We start from the raw sequence: 15756 nt of genomic DNA, 5'->3' as shown, positions 1-15756 counted from the left end.
GCCGAAGATCATACCGGCCCACGCATTTTTCTGCATGCCGCGATCTTCGGCCATGCCGGCGCTCTCACGCCCCCAGGCCGGCTTCACGACTCCATGGAATCAGCAAGCCCATGAACGAAAGCCCGTTTTTCGCCCATCTGGGCCGCCTGCGCTGGATCAAGCGCTGGGGCCTCATGCGCAACGCCTACGAAGAGAACGTCATGGAGCACGGCTGGGAGGTGGCCGTCATCGCCCACGCCCTGGCGGTGATCCGCGGCGAAATCCTCCACCAGCCCGTAGACGCCGACCGGGTCGCGGCCGCCGCGCTTTACCACGACGTGAGCGAAGCCATCACCGGGGACCTGCCCACCCCGATCAAATACCATTCCCCCGCCATCCGCGACGCCTACAAGGACCTGGAGCGAAAAGCCTCCCGGGAACTGCTCGCCCTGCTGCCGGAAGAACTGAAACCGGCATTCGCCCGGATGCTGCTGCCCGAGGAAATCCCCGAGGAAGTCCACGTCCTGATCAAAGCCGCCGACCGCATCGCCGCCTACCTGAAATGCCGCGCCGAACGGCGGGCCGGCAACACCGAATTCGTCAACGCGGAAGAGGAAATCTGGGAAAGAATCCGGCAACTGGGGTTGCCGGAAGTCGACTATTTCATGGAAGTGTTCGTGCCAGGATATGAACTGACGCTGGACCGGCTGGTGTTGTGAGTATTTGTCGTTACGCGCAGCGGAGACCCTTTCCCATGCCGTCGATACCGTCGCTTATAAGCTCGCCGCGTCAAACTTTCTCACTATGTCCAGCAATATCAAATAGTCACATGCCGCATTGAAGGCAAACGAACTTTCACCCACCTGATTAACTGTGAATTCGGGTCGAAATCATGTCCTAATACGGGATCGACATAGCGACCGCCGATCCCGCACGGTTTTTCTCCTATTTCCTCACCGGCTGGAGATGCTGGACGCTGATACTGCTCACTGCGCTATTCGAGTCGGCGGATGCGGTGTGCGTCTCCGCTACCGAAACGGGACGATCTGCTTCGATAATGAGAAACCCTTCGAAGTAAGGGAAAGGCGTGTTATTTGGCCTCTGCGGAAGACCGGAGAAAAACGCCGAATTAACGCCGTCTCCAAAGATCTGATCGCAACTGACTTCCAGCGCCTCATAGGCGTTCAGCTTCGCGGTCTTCACGTCAGAGACCGGCCCCGGCTCGGCTAGCACCCCAACCGCTGCCGCCGGAGGAAAAGTCAAAGCCACCCGCATCTTTAGATTAGCGGCTTTTCTGCCCGCGGGATTCTGTATCCCAACCGAGGTCAAATAATGCCCTGGAACTATACGCGCGACGACTCCCGCGGGATCTACGCCGCAGACGATTTTCGCCTGGTAAACCACACTACCGGCCGAGGCCAATGCCGGCGCAGCCGCCAAACCAATCAACCCGACAAAATTCCGCACGACACAAGGATTGGGTAAAAATTTGTTGATCATAATCAGTCCTCACAACCTGCATCAGCCGCTACAATTAAAATCCAGCAGCAATTCTGCAGATCAATAAACGCCTCGTGGATGATAATGACAGAAGGCCACACGTTAAACCCAGCATAGAGAGAAACGAGACCCCGATCATTAGCGCTGTGGCGATCTATTCTTGGATCACCGCCTTCGGAAGTGTCAGCGAGCCAGGGTAGATCCCATCGATTAGTCGTGAGGCGGAGCGGTTCCTTACAGCCGCTGAGAGGATAAGTGTTCAGTGGTAAGCTCATCGCGTGAAGCTCGCTGGCCATGCCACTCCCTTCGACTTACGAAATGTCCGGGCTTAGAACCTGGTCAATGAGGCAGTACGCCGGAGCATCCAATGTCACCCCGATTGTCCATCATCCTACCTACACTGAACGAAGCCAGCGGCATCCTGGCCACCCTCGAAGCACTGCAGACGATGCGTCGCCAATGCGTGGACGTTATCGTCTGTGACGGCGGCAGCGACGATGCAACCGCGGCGCTCGCGGCTCCGTTGGCGGACCGTGTGTTGTCCGGGCCGAGGGGACGGGCACGGCAGATGAACGCGGGCGCGGCGGCGGCTCGAGGAGAAGTTCTGCTGTTTTTGCACGCCGACACATTGTTACCGGAGCGAGCCGACAGGCTGGTGTTGGAAGGACTGGAAACCGGCGGCAGATTGTGGGGCCGCTTTGACGTGCGTATCGGCGGCCGCCCGTGGTTGCTGGGCATAGTGGCCTTTTTTATGAATTGCCGCTCACGGTGGACCGGCATCGCCACGGGAGATCAGGCGATATTCGTGCGACGGGAGACGTTCGACGCGCTCGGCGGCTTCCCCGACCAGCCATTGATGGAAGACATCGAACTGTCCAAGCGATTACGCCGTCTTGGGCCGCCGCTGTGCCTGCGCGAGAAGGTCGTCACCTCCGGACGCCGCTGGGAGAATAGGGGGGTGTGGCGCACCATCTGGCTCATGTGGCGGCTGCGCTGGCTTTATTGGCGGGGAATGTCTGCGGAGAAGCTGGCGGAGAAGTACCAGTGAGCCGGCCTTCGGTCGGCCGACTGCTGGCCGTCTTGCTGAGCCTCGCCTTGCCTGCCCATCAAGGGCCGCTGGCTTCGGCGGAATCATGGACGGTCGGCGAATTTTCCCGACTGGCTCCCGGCGACATGCTGCCGGAAGGCTGGCAACTGGTCCGGCCCAACGAGGATTTTCCGGCAACCCGCTTTCGGCTAGAAGCAGACAGCGGGATGACGGTGCTGCGGGCTGATGCCGATCACTCCATGGCTGGGCTGTCGCGCGAGGTTCGCGTCGATGTGGGACATCTGCCCTATCTGTGCTGGAGGTGGAAAATCGCCGCGCCGCTCATTAGTGCCGACCTGCGCACCAAAGGGGGTGACGATTATGCTGCGCGCCTTTACGTATTGTTTGACTACGACACCCGCCATTTACCGCTGGGCACCCGCCTCGAGCTTGGCGCGCTGCGCGGATTGTTCGGCATCGACGTGCCGGCGGCGGCGCTCAATTACGTGTGGGACAACCGCTATCCGGTCGGCACAGTGATCCCCAATGCCTATACCGACCGGGCCATGATGTGGGTGTTGCGCAGCGGCGCCGGCGAGGCGGGCCGCTGGATCGGCGAAATCCGTGACTTGGCCGCCGATTTCCGCCGCGCTTTCGGCGACGAAGCGCCGAATGCCGTGGCAGTGGTGATCGCCAGCGACACCGACAATACTAGCGAAAAAGCCACCGCCTGGTTCGGCGACATCCGCTTCGCGGCCGACCCAAGCGTTTGCGGCCGACAATGAGCGGTCAGAGCAAGCCGCCCAGCACCCAGGTCACCCCCGCACCGATCAAGGCCGCCGCTGGCAGAGTGACAAGCGAGGCAAGGAGAATGGTGCGAAAGGCGTCGGCTTGGCGGGGCTGGGAACGGTCGGTGAAGCGCACGCCCATCAGCGAACCGGTGCTGACGTGGGGGGTGGATACTGGCAAACCCAGGCGGGTGGCTATGCCCACCCAGCCGAATGCACCGCTCATGGCACCGGCAATGAAGGCCGTGTCCGGACGGAAATCGGTAGCCAAGTATCCATGGGCGAAATTCGCTGCCAGGATCGATCCCCAAAAAGCCGCTGCGATACCGCCCGCGAGGGTCCAGAACGCGCCCCACAGAATGGCGGGCGCCGGTTTGGCCAAGCCGCTGCCAATCAACGTGGCGATACCCTTCGACACGTCGTTGGCACCGTTAGCCCAGGCCAGTAGTAGCACCGGCAGGGTGACGGAATAGACTTGTACGCTCATCTTTTGTCCTCCTGCCGTTGTGCAATGAGGGTCCGGCTCCAGCCGAAGCGTCGCAGTCCTACCGGCAGCAGCGCCAGCAGACCCAGCAACCCAAGGGAAATCAGCACTTCCGCGGAAATCAGTCCCTGCAGTGAACGGATGTCGCCCAGGGATTGCCCCAGGTTGGCGAATACGAAACTGCCGGGCAGGATGCCGACCACCGTCGTCCACAGGTAAGTGGAGGCCGGAACCGGTGCGAAAGCCGGCGCCAGGTTCACCAACCAGAAGGGGAAGACCGGCACCAGGCGCAGAAACAGCAGGTAGCTGGCGGCATCCCGGCCGAAACCGCTCAGGAGCCTTACCGCCGTCGGGTTCCGCTCCAGACGCTGCCGTGCCGCGTCGGCGAACAAATAACGGGCCGCGGAAAACACCGCCGTCGCCCCCAGGCTGGCGGAGACCACGATGAGAACGGTACCCAGCCAACGGCCGAAGAGAAAGCCCGTGGCCAGGGACAGCAAGGCTCCCCCCGGCAGGCTGAAAGCCACCACGGCGGCATAAAGCAGCCCCCAGCCGACGAAAAACAGCCAGAAATGGCTTTGCGCGTAACCGTGAAGCTGGTCGCGGTGGGCCGCGAACGCTTCAAGGCTCAGCCACTTCCCGCCGCCCAGGGCGAAAAAGGCCGTCGGCGCTAGCAGAAACAGGATCAGGACGAGCCCCCTGGGCGAAGCCAGGAACCGACCGACGGAACACATCGTGGCGTTCACGGCCGCACCTCCCGTCCGGCCTGGAACACCGCCGTATCGGGATGAAAGGCATACCAGGCGAACCAGTAGGCGACGACGCCCGGCAGTTCCGTGCCGTCCGGATCGTACACCGCCGCCGTACGGTGCCCGCGATCGAAGCGTACCCACGGCGTTTTCCCGCCGACGTGGTCTTCGATTTCACCCTCGGCCTTGGCCAGTTCGGTGAAGGGGTAAGCCTTCGCAACCCCATTCACCTCGACGCCAAGAACCCATTCCTTGGGAGGATAGCGGCCGCTTTGCGCCTTGACCGGAAAATACGGATCCCGGGATTGGGCGTAATCGGCGTAGGGGTCGCGGCCGTAATCGCGGTGATAACCGGTATCCGCCGACAGCACGAGGGTGTTCGGGTGGCGCTGCCGCCAGTCGGCCCAGGTGGTATGCAAAAGAGGCAGGGGTTTCAGGGATTTCCCCTTGAAACGGCCGCTCACCGCCCGGTTCATCAACTGCGGCCAGAGGGACAGGGTCTCGCGGTCGTACATCACGAGGTTGCTGTTGTAGAGCAGCCCCGAGGTGCCGAAACCGACCGGCCGGCCGTCAATGCGGGCGTGATAGGCGACACCACTGAGGGCCAGCGGGCAGTAGGTTACGGCCACCGGCTCGCCGGCGAATTGGTCGTTGACGATTTCGTGCCAATTGAGGATGGCGATGGGGTATGCCTTGGCGACGCCTTTGTGCGACAGGCCCAGCACGCGGTCCTGGTCCCGCGGGACGCCGGCGCTTCGCGCGGAAACGAAACGCGGCGCGTCCAGGGCGGGAATGCCGTCGCGCGGCGGGCCGCCGGACACGATTTCGGCGCTGGATACCGTGGCGTCCGAGAGATCGAAGCCATTCTTGAACGGTCCGGCCGAACAGGCCGAAGCCAGAGCCGCCAACGCCAGAAAGGCGACCTTGCGGCGGGCGTCAACTTTCATGGATTGCCTCCTCCCAGGCAGAACAGGCGCTGGATCCAGCGCCTCCGGCCCGGCGTCAGCTTAGCCTTCAAGTGGAGTTCGGCCACGCGGCGATTGATTTGCGCCAGCGTGGGGTAAACGTGGATGACACCGGCCAAGTCGGACACCTTCATGCCTTTGGTCAGGGCCAGCACGTATTCGTGGATCAGTTCGCCCGCGTGGGGGCCGCACAGGGTGGCGCCCAGCAGCTTGCCGTTCGGCGCAACCACCAGTTTGGCGCGGCCTTCGGTGGCGTCGTCGGCCACCGCCCGATCGATATGGGCAAAGTCGAAGCCGTACACGCGATGGGGCACACCGGCCCACTTGGCTTCGCTTTCCGACAATCCGACGCGGGCCAGTTCCGGATCGGTGAAGGTGCACCAGGGCACGGCGCGTGGGTTGAAGCGCGCCGGCCAATGGAACAGAGCGTTCCTCAGCACGATACCGGCCTGGTATTCGGCCATGTGGGTGAACAGGTACGGCCCGGCCACGTCGCCGCAAGCGTAGATGCGCCGGTTGGTGGTGCGTAGGCGCGCGTCCAGCTTGAGCCGTCCGTTCTCCAGCGCCACCCCGGCGGCTTCCAGACCCAAGCCGTCGAGATTGGGCCGGCGGCCGGCGGCGATGAGCAGATGGCTGCCCTCCAGACGTCCCTCCTCGCCTTCTCCCGTAGTGAGGTGCAGCTGCAGTGCGCCGGCTCCGCCCTCGATGGACCGGCTCGGACAGCCGCAATAAATGCGCACGCCCTCCCCTTCCAGGCGTTGCCGCACCACGGCCGCCACGTCGGCGTCCTCGCGCGGCAGGATGCCGGAGCCGGCTTCCACCAGGTCCACTTCCGAGCCGAGGCGGCGGAAAGCCTGGGCCATTTCCACGCCGATCGGGCCGGCTCCGATGACGATGAGACGGGGCACCGGTTCACGCAGATCGAACAGGGTTTCGTTGGTCAGGTAAGGCACCCGGTCCAGGCCCGCTATGGGCGGCAGCGCCGCACGGCTGCCGGTGGCCAGGACGAAGCGCTTGGCGCTGAGCGCGCGCCCTTCCACCTCGAAGCGGTCCGGGGCGGTGAAACGGCCGGCGCCGAACATCACCTCGACGCCCAGGCCGCGGAAGCGCTCCGGGCTGTCGTTGGGTTCGATGATGCGGATCACCGAGCGCACCCGTTCCATCACGCGGGCCAAATCGACGCCGGGCTCGGTATCGTCCAGGCCGGCCAGCGCCGCCGTGCGCAGGGTGTGAGCGACCCTGGCCGAATGCAGCAGCGCCTTGCTGGGCACGCAGCCGTGCCAAAGGCAATCTCCGCCCAGCCGGTGTTTTTCCACCAGCGCCACCTTGGCACCCAGCGCGGCGCCGCCGGCCGCAGCCACAAGGCCTGCCGCACCACCGCCTATCACGCAGAGATCGTATTCGGACTTGTCCATGAGTTGTTCCTCCTCCGGGTTCGCTATTGGCCATTCAACGACCAGTCGTAAGGCAGGTCGGCCCTGACCGGCGGCCCTACCGGCAGTTCCGGATAGTAGCGGCTCAAGAACGCCGCCACGCCTCCGGCGGCATCGAAGTCTCCGCCGAACCAATCGAAAATTTTCGACACCCGGATCGCGCCGTTTTCCACGCGCAAGCCCTTGGCCGGATTGCTCAGAAAGGCTGTGGCGGCATCGCTGAGTTGCTGATCCAACTTCGCCGCCGCATAAGGTTCCCGGCGCAAATCCGGGCAGCTCTTGGAAGCGCAGACGATGGCCATGTGGATGCGCGGTTCGCCCAGTTTGCGCAGGCCATCCTCGATCTCGTCCAGGCTCAGGGTCTTGCCGCCCACTTCGCCCGCGGGCCGCTTCCATACCGGCCGCAGGAGGCTGCCGGCGTCCTTGATGCTTTCCACCGGCCAGTGATCCAGCACGGTCTTGATGGCCAGTATGTTGTAGGCATTGATGTGGAACGCCAGCCGTTCCTCGCGGGTTCGCAGGTTTTCCGGTGGATAGGCGGCGATCTGCTCGACGACTCGCGAAAATGCCGGGTCTTGCCGCAACGCCGAATAATCCAGCCATGCCAGTTCGATGCCGGCGGCGCTGCGGCGGCCGAGATGGCGTTCCAGGAGCTGGCCGTCAGCCGACCAGTCCGGCTCCGCGGCGCAAGCCGCCGCGCTCAGGCAGGCCAGTAACACGCCTATGGCGGCGAAAACGCTGCGATGTTTTCCCAGAACAAGACTGCAATTGGAAAATGCGTTGCCGTTCATGCTTCAACTCCCAAAGCGGTGTTGAACTTGGCGGACAGGTTCTGGTGGGCGACCAGAGCCGCCAGTTCGACGATGGCGTCGTCGCTGTAGTGGCGCTTCAGGCGCACCATCAACTCTTCATCCACCCGGCGACCGGTGGTGGTGATTGCCTCGGCGAACGCCAGAGCGGCCTTTTCGGCTTCGTCGTACAGCGGGGATGCCGCGAATTCGGCCAAGGCGAACAGCTTTTCTTCCGCCACGCCAAGTTCCAGCGCCCGGCTGCCGTTGAGGTCGATACAGAAGGGGCACACCTCGATTTGCGAGATGCGGGTACGGATCAGCGCGCGTAGTTTGGCGTCCAAGGGCGAAGCGCGCCGCTCCAGGGCGCGCAGCATCCACAGGAAGCCGAGAAAAGCCAGCGGCACTCGGCCCCAAAGGCGCACCGCAGCGGACAAGACGCCGGATTTACGGCGCAGCAGGAACAAGAGGGGCCTGAGGTACCAACGGTAGGGATAGGAATCCGGCGTGTCGATGTAGCTCATGGGGAAAAGTCCTCGGCAGTCAGGTCGTGCCAGAGCCGGGGCCGTTCCCGGCTCAGTTTCAGGTAGTCTTCCGGCCGGTCCAAGTCTGGCAAGGGGTCCAGTTCGCTGAAACGTAAGTCCAGCTTTTCCAGGCACGCGCGGGTTTGCGCCAATACTTCGGCGGTTCCCCAAGCGATGCCACGAAACAGTTCCGGTGCCACCCGCGCCAAGCCCAGCAACACGTATCCGCCATCCTCGGCCGGGACGATCACCGCTTCCCTTCCCCATCGCAGTTCGTCCACCACGCGGCGGAAATGAGTCCAGGACAGCAAAGGGCAATCGGTACCCAGTACCAAGGCGTAGGGGGAGCAGGCTAGGGATTCCATCACCGCATGCAGCATTCTCTCGCCCAGGTCGGCACCACGCTGGGTGCGGAGGGCGACGCCGGATTCCTCGGCAAGGGCGGCAAAGAAGGGGTGACCGGCGTCCGGCGCGCACCAAAGTTCCACTTGGCCGACACCGGCGGCCTGGGCAGTGACAACGGCGCGCCGCGTCAGACGTGCCTGCAGGCGGGCCGCGCCTTCCGCCCCCAACAAGGGGATGAGCCGGGTCTTGGCCAGGCCGGGTTCCGGAGCCTTGGCGAACACCAGGAGGCGCACGCCTTCGTCAGCGGACATTTTCATGGCTTGAGATCGGATTCGACCAGGAGTCCGTCCAGGAATTTGTTGAAGCCGCTGTACAAATCCACCACCGCCATGAGCTCCACGATGGCCGCGTCGTCCAGCCCCAGGCCCTTGAGCACGGCGGTATGGGCATTGACGCAATATGCGCAGTTGTTGGTAGCGGACACGGCCAGGGCAATGATTTCCTTGGTTCGCCGATCCAGCTTACCCGCCAGCATGACGGCCTTGTAACGGTTCCAGGTGGTTTCGAGATAAGCCGGATGGTGCGCCATGACCTTGAACAAGTTGGGCACGAAGGGTGTGCCCAGGGTTTTCCGAATTTCGGCATAAAGAGGCGCGAGCCGGGCATCGGCTTCGGTTTCTTCTAGTGTCTAATTGCATTATTAAGCGACTGTAATATCATGTCTCCGTTACCCACAGGAACGGAGGGAAGGATGGCGCGAGTTGCCATATCGGTGAGTTGTACGGACCAAGACCGGCGTGAGTTGGAGCGTTTGAGCAATAGCCGCACCGAGGAGGCTCGTCTGGTCGAACGCGCCAAGATTGTCATGGGCTGTCTGGCGGGCAAGCGCAATGACGAAATTGCTGCTGAACTCGGTATCCGGCCCGGCACGGTCGGTGTCTGGCGCAGGCGCTTTGCGGCTGAAGGGTTGAAAGGACTGCGTGATCGAAAAAGACCGGGCAAGCCTCCGCGGTACCCGCCGTCCGAGTTGCGCAATCGATTGCTTGCGCAGATTGAACAGCCGCCGCCGGCCGGACAGGCGACGTGGGATGGCGGGTCGTTGTCGAAAGCCTTGGGGGTTTCCGATGATGCCGTCTGGCGTCTGTTGCGCAAAGAAGGCATCCAACTCCAGCGGCATCGCTCGTGGTGCGTCAGCACGGACCCTCAGTTTGCCATCAAGTCGGCCGACATTATCGGGCTGTACCTGAATCCGCCGCAAAATGCGTTGGTCATTTCCGTTGATGAAAAGCCTTCCATTCAGGCGCTGGAAAGGGCCAGCGGTTTCGTCTTTACCAGCAGCGGCAAGCTGGTTCGTGGATTGAAAAGCACCTATAAGCGCCATGGCACGATCAATCTTTTTGCGGCCTTGAATGTGGCGACCGGTACCATTCAGTCCAAAACCACCACGACCAAGAAGCGTCCTGACTTTCAGGCCTTTCTCGATGAGGTGGTCGCCGATGTTCCGGCTGATCGGGAAATTCATGTGATTCTCGACAACTATTGCACTCACAAGAAGAACGATGACTGGTTGGCCGCCCATCCCAACGTGCACTTTCACTTCACGCCCACTTCAGCCAGTTGGTTGAACCAAGTGGAAATCTGGTTTGGCATCATGACCCGCAAGGCCTTACGTGGGGCCAGTTTCAACAGCATCGACCAACTGGCGCAGGCGATCAACGATTTCATCGCCGCCTACAACGACAAGGCCGCCCCATTCGTCTGGCGCAAGCGGGAAGTCAAAGGCTCCCAGCTGCGCAATACTATCGCTAATTTACGCAATTAAACACTAGTAGCTTGACTGTGGCCATGAACGGCTCCTCCAGTGGTCTCGATATGTCAATGGGAATGTTTCACCCAGCGGCCCGCATGGGCGCGCCGGCCAGAATCCGCGGTTTTCCGGCCCCAATGCAGGCAGGGACTGGTATCCTCGATCAGACGGCCGATCGGGTCGTGATCGAAGTCCGGCGGAACACGAAATAGCCCTCCCAATGGAAGCGATACTATCGATCGTTATCCATTGGTCGCCGCCGTTGGCCATTCCTTACAACGGATTCGCCATCTTCTGCGGGATACTGTTTCCCCGGCGTTTGAGTCACAATTAAGCGGTTTTCCTGCCTACGAGAAATACCATGAATCCGTCTCCGCCTCCCCCCGATGAGAGACAGCCTTCGGCCCCGGAAACCTGGCTGGACGCCTACGGCGACTACCTGTATCGCTACGCCCTCCTGCAAGTCCGCAACGAAGCCCTGGCCGAAGATCTGGTGCAGGAAACCCTGCTGGCGGCGCTCAAGTGCCATGAAGGTTTCAACGGCCGTGCCTCCGAACGCACTTGGCTGACCGGCATCCTCAAGCACAAGATCCTTGACCAATTACGCCGGCAATACCGGGAAGTGCCCTTGGGGGATGAAGCCGGAGCCGACTGCGCCGAGGAAGACTTCGGCACGGACGATTTCTTTACCGCCCGCGGCCAGTGGGCCGCCAAGCCCCTGTCTTGGAACGATCCGGCCAAAGCGACCGAGAATGCCCTTTTCTGGGAAGTGCTGAACCTCTGTATCGAGCGGCTGGCGCCCAAGCAGCGCCAGTTGTTCGTATTGCGCGAACTGCACGGAAGCAGCAACGAAGAAATTTGTAAGGACATGGGCATATCCATGACCAATGCAGGAGTGATGCTGTACCGTGCACGCATGAGCCTCCGGCAATGCCTGGAACTCAACTGGTTCGGCCAGACACGGGAAAAGGAGACACGTTGATGCTGAATTGCCAGGAAACCAGCCGGCTGCTATCTCAAAGCCAGGACCGGCCTTTGACGATAAAGGAGCGACTGTCGTTACGCCTGCATCTACTGATGTGCGACGCCTGCGATCGTTTCGCCCAACAACTTCGCTTCTTGCGCCAGGCCGCAGCGACTCTGGAAATCCAGGCCCTCATGGACGACCGATTGCGGCTCGATGAGCGCGCGCGTAAGCGAATTCAACGGGCATTACGGGACAGCGGGCTGCGCGGCGGGGGCCGCGTCGGAGAAGGTCCCGAGAGATAGGAGCCTGTCCGTGGCCGGGCTCGGCTGCGCCGGTCAGCGGCAGCGCGGCCAATCCCGGGCGCTGAATGGCGGGGGTAACGAGCACCGTGGGCGCAAACCGCTTACCCCAGGCCATCTCCTGCCCGCGACACATCAAAGCACTTCTTACATTGGCTGAGTACATCGGCTGCGAAGACATTCCATGAATGGGGGTATCCCGAACGCGGCATGGCGTATCGCCAAACCGCCACCTCAACAGCAACACGCGCTATCTCCGCAGTCAGCGATTTGCCGCCCGCCTTTGGTTTCGCTCGCGGGGCGGCGGGTGCCGGGCGGGGCGCACCAGGGAACCGAGTCGGCGAGCACCCGCGGCTCAACACCGATGAAGTCATTCCTGAAAGGGCCTTCGGTGAGAAAGCGGAAGGTGCGCTCGCACACGGCGATGCGCTCGCCGCGCGGAAAGATGTGACCCTCGTCGTCGCGGATTTCCCCGTAGGGTCCCCGGTAGATGACCGCGTGACCGCGGTCCAGGCACTCCCGCCCTTGCCCCTTGACAGCTAGCAAGGTGACGGCGCGGAATTCGATGTTCTCGATCACCCGCCACGGGTGTTCGCTCCATCTATCCAGGCACACGCCGGCAAAGCCGGCCTCGGCGAAAGCACGGGTAAATTCCCGCTCCTGGAAGGCACCGGACAGGCAACCGCTCCACAGTTCCGGGTCATTTTTCAGGTGTGCCGGCACCGGCTCGTCGGCGACGATGTCGGAGATGGCCGCCCGGCCGCCGGGCCTGAGTACGCGGAAGATTTCCCGTACCAATTGCTGCTTGTCGCCGTCGTCCACCAGGTTCAGCACGCAGTTGGAAATCACCAGGTCCACCGAGTCGTCGGGGATCAGGGGACGCTCGCGCCGCTGCTCCACCTGCCAGGCTTTCAGCCGGGCTAAGGAAGCGGCGTCCGTCACGGGGTATGCAGCCAAATAGCTCTCCATAGCTTCCACGTCCAGACTCAAATCCTGGATGTAGCCCTTGACGAAGCGCACCCGGTCACCCCCCAGCTTGGTGGCCATCTCCGCCTGATATTTGCGCGCCAGGACAAGCATGTCGTCGTTCATGTCCACGCCGACGACGCGCCCCTCGGGTCCCACCAGCTGGGCTGCCATGTAACACACCTTGCCGCCACCCGATCCCAGATCCAGCACCGTCTCTCCAGGCCGGACGTAACGGGAGGGATCGCCGCAGCCGTAGTCCTTTTCGATGATTTCCTCGGGCAGCAGGGCAAGCAGTTCGCGGTCGTAATCCACGGGACAACAAAGCGATTCCTGGCGCTCACGGGCGCCTTCAGAATAGCGTTCGCGCACGGATTGTTCGATAAACATGGTTTCATTCTCCTGTAGGTAAGGCTGGGGGATGACTGGCCGCCAAAGCCCCGCCACAGCCGCTGCCTGCACCGGCAGTGCAACCGTAACAGTGATTGGCAGTGGCGATGGGGGCACCTTCCAGACGATCCGGGACTAGACCACCGATTCGTGGCGCGGCATTGCCGCCGCCCAAAGGCAAACCAAGCATCTGGTTGAAATCGCAGTCGTAAACCCGGCCCTGCCAGTTCACGCTGATGAGACTCCGGCACATGACCCGCGCCAAGTTCTCCGTACGGTGGGCGTCACGCAGCGTATCCATGTAAGCGTGGAACACGCCTTGGGAAACGAGCGTGCTGCCGAAGCGCTGGATCGGCATGTTGGTCAAGGCGTAAAGCCGGTTGAAGACGATGCCGTAGCGGGAATCCAGCTCACGCCGGTAGGCCGTTTCCAATTCCGCCTGGGGCGGCGCCAGAACGGCGCCCTGAGGGTTGTAGACCAGGTTGAGGACGAGGCCCGAGCGTTCTTTCCCGTAACCCAGGCCGTTGAGTTTCCGCAGGGCACGGATACTGGCCGCGAAGATACCGTTGCCGCGCTGGCGATCCACGTTGTCTTCGAGATAACAGGGCAAGGAAGCCACGATCTCCACCCCTTGTGCGGCGAGGAAATCCGCCACGTCCTCATAGCCCGGCTCCTCTAGGATGGTGAGGTTGCAGCGGTCGATGACTCGAAGGCGCAGGGCCCGCGCCTCCTCCACCAAGTAGCGGAAATGAGGGTTCATCTCGGGCGCGCCGCCGGTAAGATCCAGTACGGCGGCACCCGAGCGCCTCAGGAAAGCCAATACTTCTTCGACAGTCTCCCGAGCCATGCCCTCCTTCCTCGACGGCCCCGCGTTGACGTGGCAATGCAGGCAGGTCTGGTTGCAGCGATATCCCAGGTTCACCTGCACCGTATCCAGCCTATCCCGCACGAGGGCAGGAAAATCCGAAGGTTGCAGAAGGGGCAGACAGTTGTGCATGGCGGCGTGGTATACGGCTAGAACCTGCCCATGAGTCGTCGCAGAGCCCGAAACCTTACAGGCGAGTTGGGTGTTTTCCGGTTTCCCAAACATCGCATGCCGCCGTTGCTGTTTTCCCGACGGGTTCGCGCCCATTGTACGAATGCCAACAGGCACAAACCGACAACCCGGGCCGGCAGATGATCGCCAGCGCCGGGCCGGCAACACCGACTTCGTCAACGCGGAAGAGGACATCCGCAAAAAAATCGGGCCCCTGGGGTTGACGGAAGTCGACTATTTCATGGAAGTGTTCGCACCCGGCTACGAACTGACGCTGGACCGGCTGGGGCTCTGAATATCTGTCGTTACGCGCCGCGGAGGTCCTTTTCCATCCCATCGATACCGTCGCTTATGGCGCTGCGCACCAGCTCCGCCACCGATGCGGCATCTTCCGGCCGCGACTCGAAATCGATGGTCCAAACCACGATCCCTAAGCCATCGTACGACTTGAACACTTCCACCGTGCCTTTGTAGTAGGTGACGGGAAACGGGGACACTGGCCGGAGATAGGTCAGCCTCATGGTGAGATCGTCGATCTCTTCGATGGTGTCCTTGATCTCGCCGCCGCCCGCCACGGTCATGTATCGCGATGCACCAGCGCCCTCGCCTTCCACCCTGCACGTCTCGATGATCGGAAACCAGACGTCGAGCCGCCCTATGTTTCGGACCGCTTCCCACACCACATCCGCGGACACGTTCAGTTTTTTTGCAATGGGTTGCTTCGTACTTAAGCTCATGGGACACAGCCTGGCGTCCCCTTGGCGGAGGGATTGGATTTCTGCGACGCGCGGCAAGTGTTACCCTGCCTACCGGACCTTGAATGGGTACACAAGATGAGAACGAACATCGAGATTGACGAGAAGCTCATGAAGACAGCCACCGGTTATCGTCATTTTGCCTTCTAACGTCTACGTGAGTCACTGTGTTCATCGTGGTGGGCCGCCCGATCCGGGATGCAGTAGACCCCATGACGGCCGCAGAAGTCATCCAGGCGGAAATTGCTGCGGTCGTGGGCGGCAGAGAAGCTCTCGTCCGCCCCACCGCTTCCGTCGGGCGAACCGACGCCGGCGGCGTTCGACGGGGATGGCGGAATGCGTCGATTCGCCTCCGCGAATCGACGCCCGGAAATTCCCTCACTTAAGCGTGGGATAGCCCTTCAGGTACACCCAGTCGCTGCCCTTGGCCGGGATGTGGCAACCCTGGCAATCCTTGGTCCAGTCGCTGGATGCGTTCTTGTCCGGGGCTTCTGCCTTGTACAGTCCCCAGCCCCAGCCACCACCCCAGTTGGGGTTGTTCGGAAAGCGGTTGGCGCTGTCTTTGACCATTACGAACCAAATCGCGACGTCGCCGGCCCACATCGCCCGACCCGTGGTCTCCTTGCCCTTTTGAATACTGCGGATTTCCTTTACCAAAACCGTACCGTCTGGGAATTTGCCATCTTTGCGGAACGCATTTACCGATTCTGGCTGGGTATACACATCGTGGAAACCCTGCCCTGGCGCCCCTTCCTCGTCCACCACCCAAGAACCCAGGTGGGTCCATTTTTGACGGTAATCCTTCGGCAGGCTGATGCTGCCCTGGTCGTCCACATAGGGGGAGAAAGGCGTGTCAGCAGCGATGGCTGGCGTGCCGCCAAGCAAGCTTGTGGCCAATACACTCAGGATGATGCGCAGCATGAATCGTTCCTCCAGGGTTTAACGTGAAAGTCG

The 15756-nt window shown here is 62.0% G+C and carries 20 protein-coding genes; 7 read left to right on the top strand and 13 right to left on the bottom strand.

Annotation, left to right across the window (positions count from 1 at the left end; all coding sequences use genetic code 11):
- The first annotated feature begins 110 nt into the window (after window positions 1–110).
- Window positions 111–698, top strand: a complete 588-nt coding sequence (gene yfbR / locus ABZN20_RS18410) for a 5'-deoxynucleotidase (RefSeq protein ID WP_218805860.1) — start codon at window positions 111–113, stop codon at window positions 696–698.
- A gap of 226 nt (window positions 699–924) precedes the next feature.
- Here yfbR and ABZN20_RS18405 read toward each other — a convergent pair whose 3' ends face one another.
- A complete protein-coding gene (locus ABZN20_RS18405; RefSeq protein WP_367026189.1) occupies window positions 925–1479 on the bottom strand; it encodes a hypothetical protein in 555 nt (184 codons plus the stop codon).
- A gap of 367 nt (window positions 1480–1846) precedes the next feature.
- On the opposite strand from ABZN20_RS18405, the gene ABZN20_RS18400 reads away from it, so the two are divergent.
- Together ABZN20_RS18400 and ABZN20_RS18395 are read left to right on the top strand one after the other, a co-directional pair.
- Window positions 1847–2527, top strand: coding sequence for a TIGR04283 family arsenosugar biosynthesis glycosyltransferase (locus ABZN20_RS18400; RefSeq protein ID WP_218805858.1), 681 nt, complete (start codon window positions 1847–1849; stop codon window positions 2525–2527).
- A 32-nt stretch (window positions 2528–2559) separates the two neighbouring features.
- On the top strand, window positions 2560–3291 hold the full coding sequence (locus ABZN20_RS18395; RefSeq protein ID WP_367026188.1) for a DUF3047 domain-containing protein: 732 nt from the start codon (window positions 2560–2562) through the stop codon (window positions 3289–3291).
- A 4-nt stretch (window positions 3292–3295) separates the two neighbouring features.
- Here ABZN20_RS18395 and ABZN20_RS18390 read toward each other — a convergent pair whose 3' ends face one another.
- From ABZN20_RS18390 to ABZN20_RS18355, 8 genes are read right to left on the bottom strand one after another with little or no spacing between them, the layout of a single operon-like run.
- Complete coding sequence (locus tag ABZN20_RS18390) at window positions 3296–3781, bottom strand: inorganic phosphate transporter (protein WP_367026187.1); 486 nt, start codon at window positions 3779–3781, stop codon at window positions 3296–3298.
- Window positions 3778–4524 (bottom strand): TVP38/TMEM64 family protein, encoded by a 747-nt coding sequence (locus ABZN20_RS18385; RefSeq protein WP_367026186.1) that lies wholly within the window; start codon window positions 4522–4524, stop codon window positions 3778–3780. Before ABZN20_RS18385 ends, ABZN20_RS18390 begins: the two co-directional genes overlap by 4 nt.
- The gene (locus ABZN20_RS18380) at window positions 4521–5474 is read right to left on the bottom strand and encodes a DUF3179 domain-containing protein (RefSeq protein ID WP_367026185.1); all 954 of its coding nucleotides are present in this window, start codon (window positions 5472–5474) and stop codon (window positions 4521–4523) included. The genes ABZN20_RS18385 and ABZN20_RS18380 overlap by 4 nt, the downstream gene beginning before the upstream one ends.
- Window positions 5471–6907: a dihydrolipoyl dehydrogenase family protein gene (locus ABZN20_RS18375; protein WP_367026184.1), complete on the bottom strand. Its 1437-nt coding sequence runs from the start codon at window positions 6905–6907 to the stop codon at window positions 5471–5473. Before ABZN20_RS18375 ends, ABZN20_RS18380 begins: the two co-directional genes overlap by 4 nt.
- 23 nt (window positions 6908–6930) lie before the next feature.
- Window positions 6931–7716 (bottom strand): DUF547 domain-containing protein, encoded by a 786-nt coding sequence (locus ABZN20_RS18370; RefSeq protein WP_367026183.1) that lies wholly within the window; start codon window positions 7714–7716, stop codon window positions 6931–6933.
- Complete coding sequence (locus ABZN20_RS18365) at window positions 7713–8237, bottom strand: carboxymuconolactone decarboxylase family protein (RefSeq protein ID WP_367026182.1); 525 nt, start codon at window positions 8235–8237, stop codon at window positions 7713–7715. Before ABZN20_RS18365 ends, ABZN20_RS18370 begins: the two co-directional genes overlap by 4 nt.
- Window positions 8234–8899 carry a TIGR04282 family arsenosugar biosynthesis glycosyltransferase gene (locus ABZN20_RS18360; protein WP_218805849.1) on the bottom strand — a complete coding sequence of 222 codons (666 nt, stop codon included), beginning with the start codon at window positions 8897–8899 and terminating at the stop codon, window positions 8234–8236. The genes ABZN20_RS18365 and ABZN20_RS18360 overlap by 4 nt, the downstream gene beginning before the upstream one ends.
- The gene (locus ABZN20_RS18355) at window positions 8896–9192 is read right to left on the bottom strand and encodes a carboxymuconolactone decarboxylase family protein (RefSeq protein ID WP_423246415.1); all 297 of its coding nucleotides are present in this window, start codon (window positions 9190–9192) and stop codon (window positions 8896–8898) included. The genes ABZN20_RS18360 and ABZN20_RS18355 overlap by 4 nt, the downstream gene beginning before the upstream one ends.
- Before the next feature lie 141 nt (window positions 9193–9333).
- Between ABZN20_RS18355 and ABZN20_RS18350 the strand changes: the two genes are divergently transcribed.
- The 3 genes from ABZN20_RS18350 (at window position 9334) to ABZN20_RS18340 (ending at window position 11658) form a co-directional block, all read left to right on the top strand.
- The gene (locus tag ABZN20_RS18350) at window positions 9334–10404 is read left to right on the top strand and encodes an IS630 family transposase (protein WP_218806107.1); all 1071 of its coding nucleotides are present in this window, start codon (window positions 9334–9336) and stop codon (window positions 10402–10404) included.
- A 346-nt stretch (window positions 10405–10750) separates the two neighbouring features.
- Window positions 10751–11371 carry a sigma-70 family RNA polymerase sigma factor gene (locus tag ABZN20_RS18345; protein ID WP_367026181.1) on the top strand — a complete coding sequence of 207 codons (621 nt, stop codon included), beginning with the start codon at window positions 10751–10753 and terminating at the stop codon, window positions 11369–11371.
- Window positions 11371–11658: a zf-HC2 domain-containing protein gene (locus tag ABZN20_RS18340; protein WP_218805845.1), complete on the top strand. Its 288-nt coding sequence runs from the start codon at window positions 11371–11373 to the stop codon at window positions 11656–11658. The genes ABZN20_RS18345 and ABZN20_RS18340 overlap by 1 nt, the downstream gene beginning before the upstream one ends.
- A gap of 231 nt (window positions 11659–11889) precedes the next feature.
- On the opposite strand, the gene ABZN20_RS18335 is transcribed toward ABZN20_RS18340, so the two are convergent.
- On the bottom strand, window positions 11890–13011 hold the full coding sequence (locus ABZN20_RS18335) for a methyltransferase domain-containing protein (RefSeq protein WP_218805844.1): 1122 nt from the start codon (window positions 13009–13011) through the stop codon (window positions 11890–11892).
- A gap of 4 nt (window positions 13012–13015) precedes the next feature.
- Window positions 13016–14008 (bottom strand): arsenosugar biosynthesis radical SAM (seleno)protein ArsS, encoded by a 993-nt coding sequence (arsS, locus tag ABZN20_RS18330; RefSeq protein ID WP_218805843.1) that lies wholly within the window; start codon window positions 14006–14008, stop codon window positions 13016–13018.
- A gap of 142 nt (window positions 14009–14150) precedes the next feature.
- Here arsS and ABZN20_RS18325 point away from each other — a divergent pair, with 142 nt between their 5' ends.
- On the top strand, window positions 14151–14342 hold the full coding sequence (locus tag ABZN20_RS18325; protein WP_367026180.1) for a YfbR-like 5'-deoxynucleotidase: 192 nt from the start codon (window positions 14151–14153) through the stop codon (window positions 14340–14342).
- 10 nt (window positions 14343–14352) lie between these two features.
- Here ABZN20_RS18325 and ABZN20_RS18320 read toward each other — a convergent pair whose 3' ends face one another.
- On the bottom strand, window positions 14353–14784 hold the full coding sequence (locus ABZN20_RS18320; protein WP_367026179.1) for an SRPBCC family protein: 432 nt from the start codon (window positions 14782–14784) through the stop codon (window positions 14353–14355).
- Between the two features lie 396 nt (window positions 14785–15180).
- Window positions 15181–15723 carry a cytochrome P460 family protein gene (locus ABZN20_RS18315; RefSeq protein ID WP_218805841.1) on the bottom strand — a complete coding sequence of 181 codons (543 nt, stop codon included), beginning with the start codon at window positions 15721–15723 and terminating at the stop codon, window positions 15181–15183.
- Window positions 15724–15756: the final 33 nt, after the last annotated feature.

Origin of the sequence: Methylococcus sp. ANG, assembly GCF_040730495.1 — a bacterium.
In the GTDB taxonomy this organism is placed as follows: Bacteria; Pseudomonadota; Gammaproteobacteria; order Methylococcales; family Methylococcaceae; genus Methylococcus.
This window is presented reverse-complemented; position numbering and strand designations above follow the sequence as displayed.

What these genes read in the sequence shown, in the direction of transcription:
- yfbR (WP_218805860.1), top strand. Translation starts at nt 111, where the DNA reads ATGAACGAAAGCCCGTTTTTCGCCCATCTGGGCCGCCTGCGCTGGATC.
- ABZN20_RS18405 (WP_367026189.1), bottom strand. Translation starts at nt 1,479, where the DNA reads ATGATCAACAAATTTTTACCCAATCCTTGTGTCGTGCGGAATTTTGTC.
- ABZN20_RS18400 (WP_218805858.1), top strand. Translation starts at nt 1,847, where the DNA reads ATGTCACCCCGATTGTCCATCATCCTACCTACACTGAACGAAGCCAGC.
- ABZN20_RS18390 (WP_367026187.1), bottom strand. Translation starts at nt 3,781, where the DNA reads ATGAGCGTACAAGTCTATTCCGTCACCCTGCCGGTGCTACTACTGGCC.
- ABZN20_RS18380 (WP_367026185.1), bottom strand. Translation starts at nt 5,474, where the DNA reads ATGAAAGTTGACGCCCGCCGCAAGGTCGCCTTTCTGGCGTTGGCGGCT.
- ABZN20_RS18375 (WP_367026184.1), bottom strand. Translation starts at nt 6,907, where the DNA reads ATGGACAAGTCCGAATACGATCTCTGCGTGATAGGCGGTGGTGCGGCA.
- ABZN20_RS18370 (WP_367026183.1), bottom strand. Translation starts at nt 7,716, where the DNA reads ATGAACGGCAACGCATTTTCCAATTGCAGTCTTGTTCTGGGAAAACAT.
- ABZN20_RS18365 (WP_367026182.1), bottom strand. Translation starts at nt 8,237, where the DNA reads ATGAGCTACATCGACACGCCGGATTCCTATCCCTACCGTTGGTACCTC.
- ABZN20_RS18360 (WP_218805849.1), bottom strand. Translation starts at nt 8,899, where the DNA reads ATGAAAATGTCCGCTGACGAAGGCGTGCGCCTCCTGGTGTTCGCCAAG.
- ABZN20_RS18350 (WP_218806107.1), top strand. Translation starts at nt 9,334, where the DNA reads ATGGCGCGAGTTGCCATATCGGTGAGTTGTACGGACCAAGACCGGCGT.
- ABZN20_RS18345 (WP_367026181.1), top strand. Translation starts at nt 10,751, where the DNA reads ATGAATCCGTCTCCGCCTCCCCCCGATGAGAGACAGCCTTCGGCCCCG.
- ABZN20_RS18340 (WP_218805845.1), top strand. Translation starts at nt 11,371, where the DNA reads ATGCTGAATTGCCAGGAAACCAGCCGGCTGCTATCTCAAAGCCAGGAC.
- ABZN20_RS18335 (WP_218805844.1), bottom strand. Translation starts at nt 13,011, where the DNA reads ATGTTTATCGAACAATCCGTGCGCGAACGCTATTCTGAAGGCGCCCGT.
- arsS (WP_218805843.1), bottom strand. Translation starts at nt 14,008, where the DNA reads ATGCACAACTGTCTGCCCCTTCTGCAACCTTCGGATTTTCCTGCCCTC.
- ABZN20_RS18325 (WP_367026180.1), top strand. Translation starts at nt 14,151, where the DNA reads ATGCCAACAGGCACAAACCGACAACCCGGGCCGGCAGATGATCGCCAG.
- ABZN20_RS18320 (WP_367026179.1), bottom strand. Translation starts at nt 14,784, where the DNA reads ATGAGCTTAAGTACGAAGCAACCCATTGCAAAAAAACTGAACGTGTCC.
- ABZN20_RS18315 (WP_218805841.1), bottom strand. Translation starts at nt 15,723, where the DNA reads ATGCTGCGCATCATCCTGAGTGTATTGGCCACAAGCTTGCTTGGCGGC.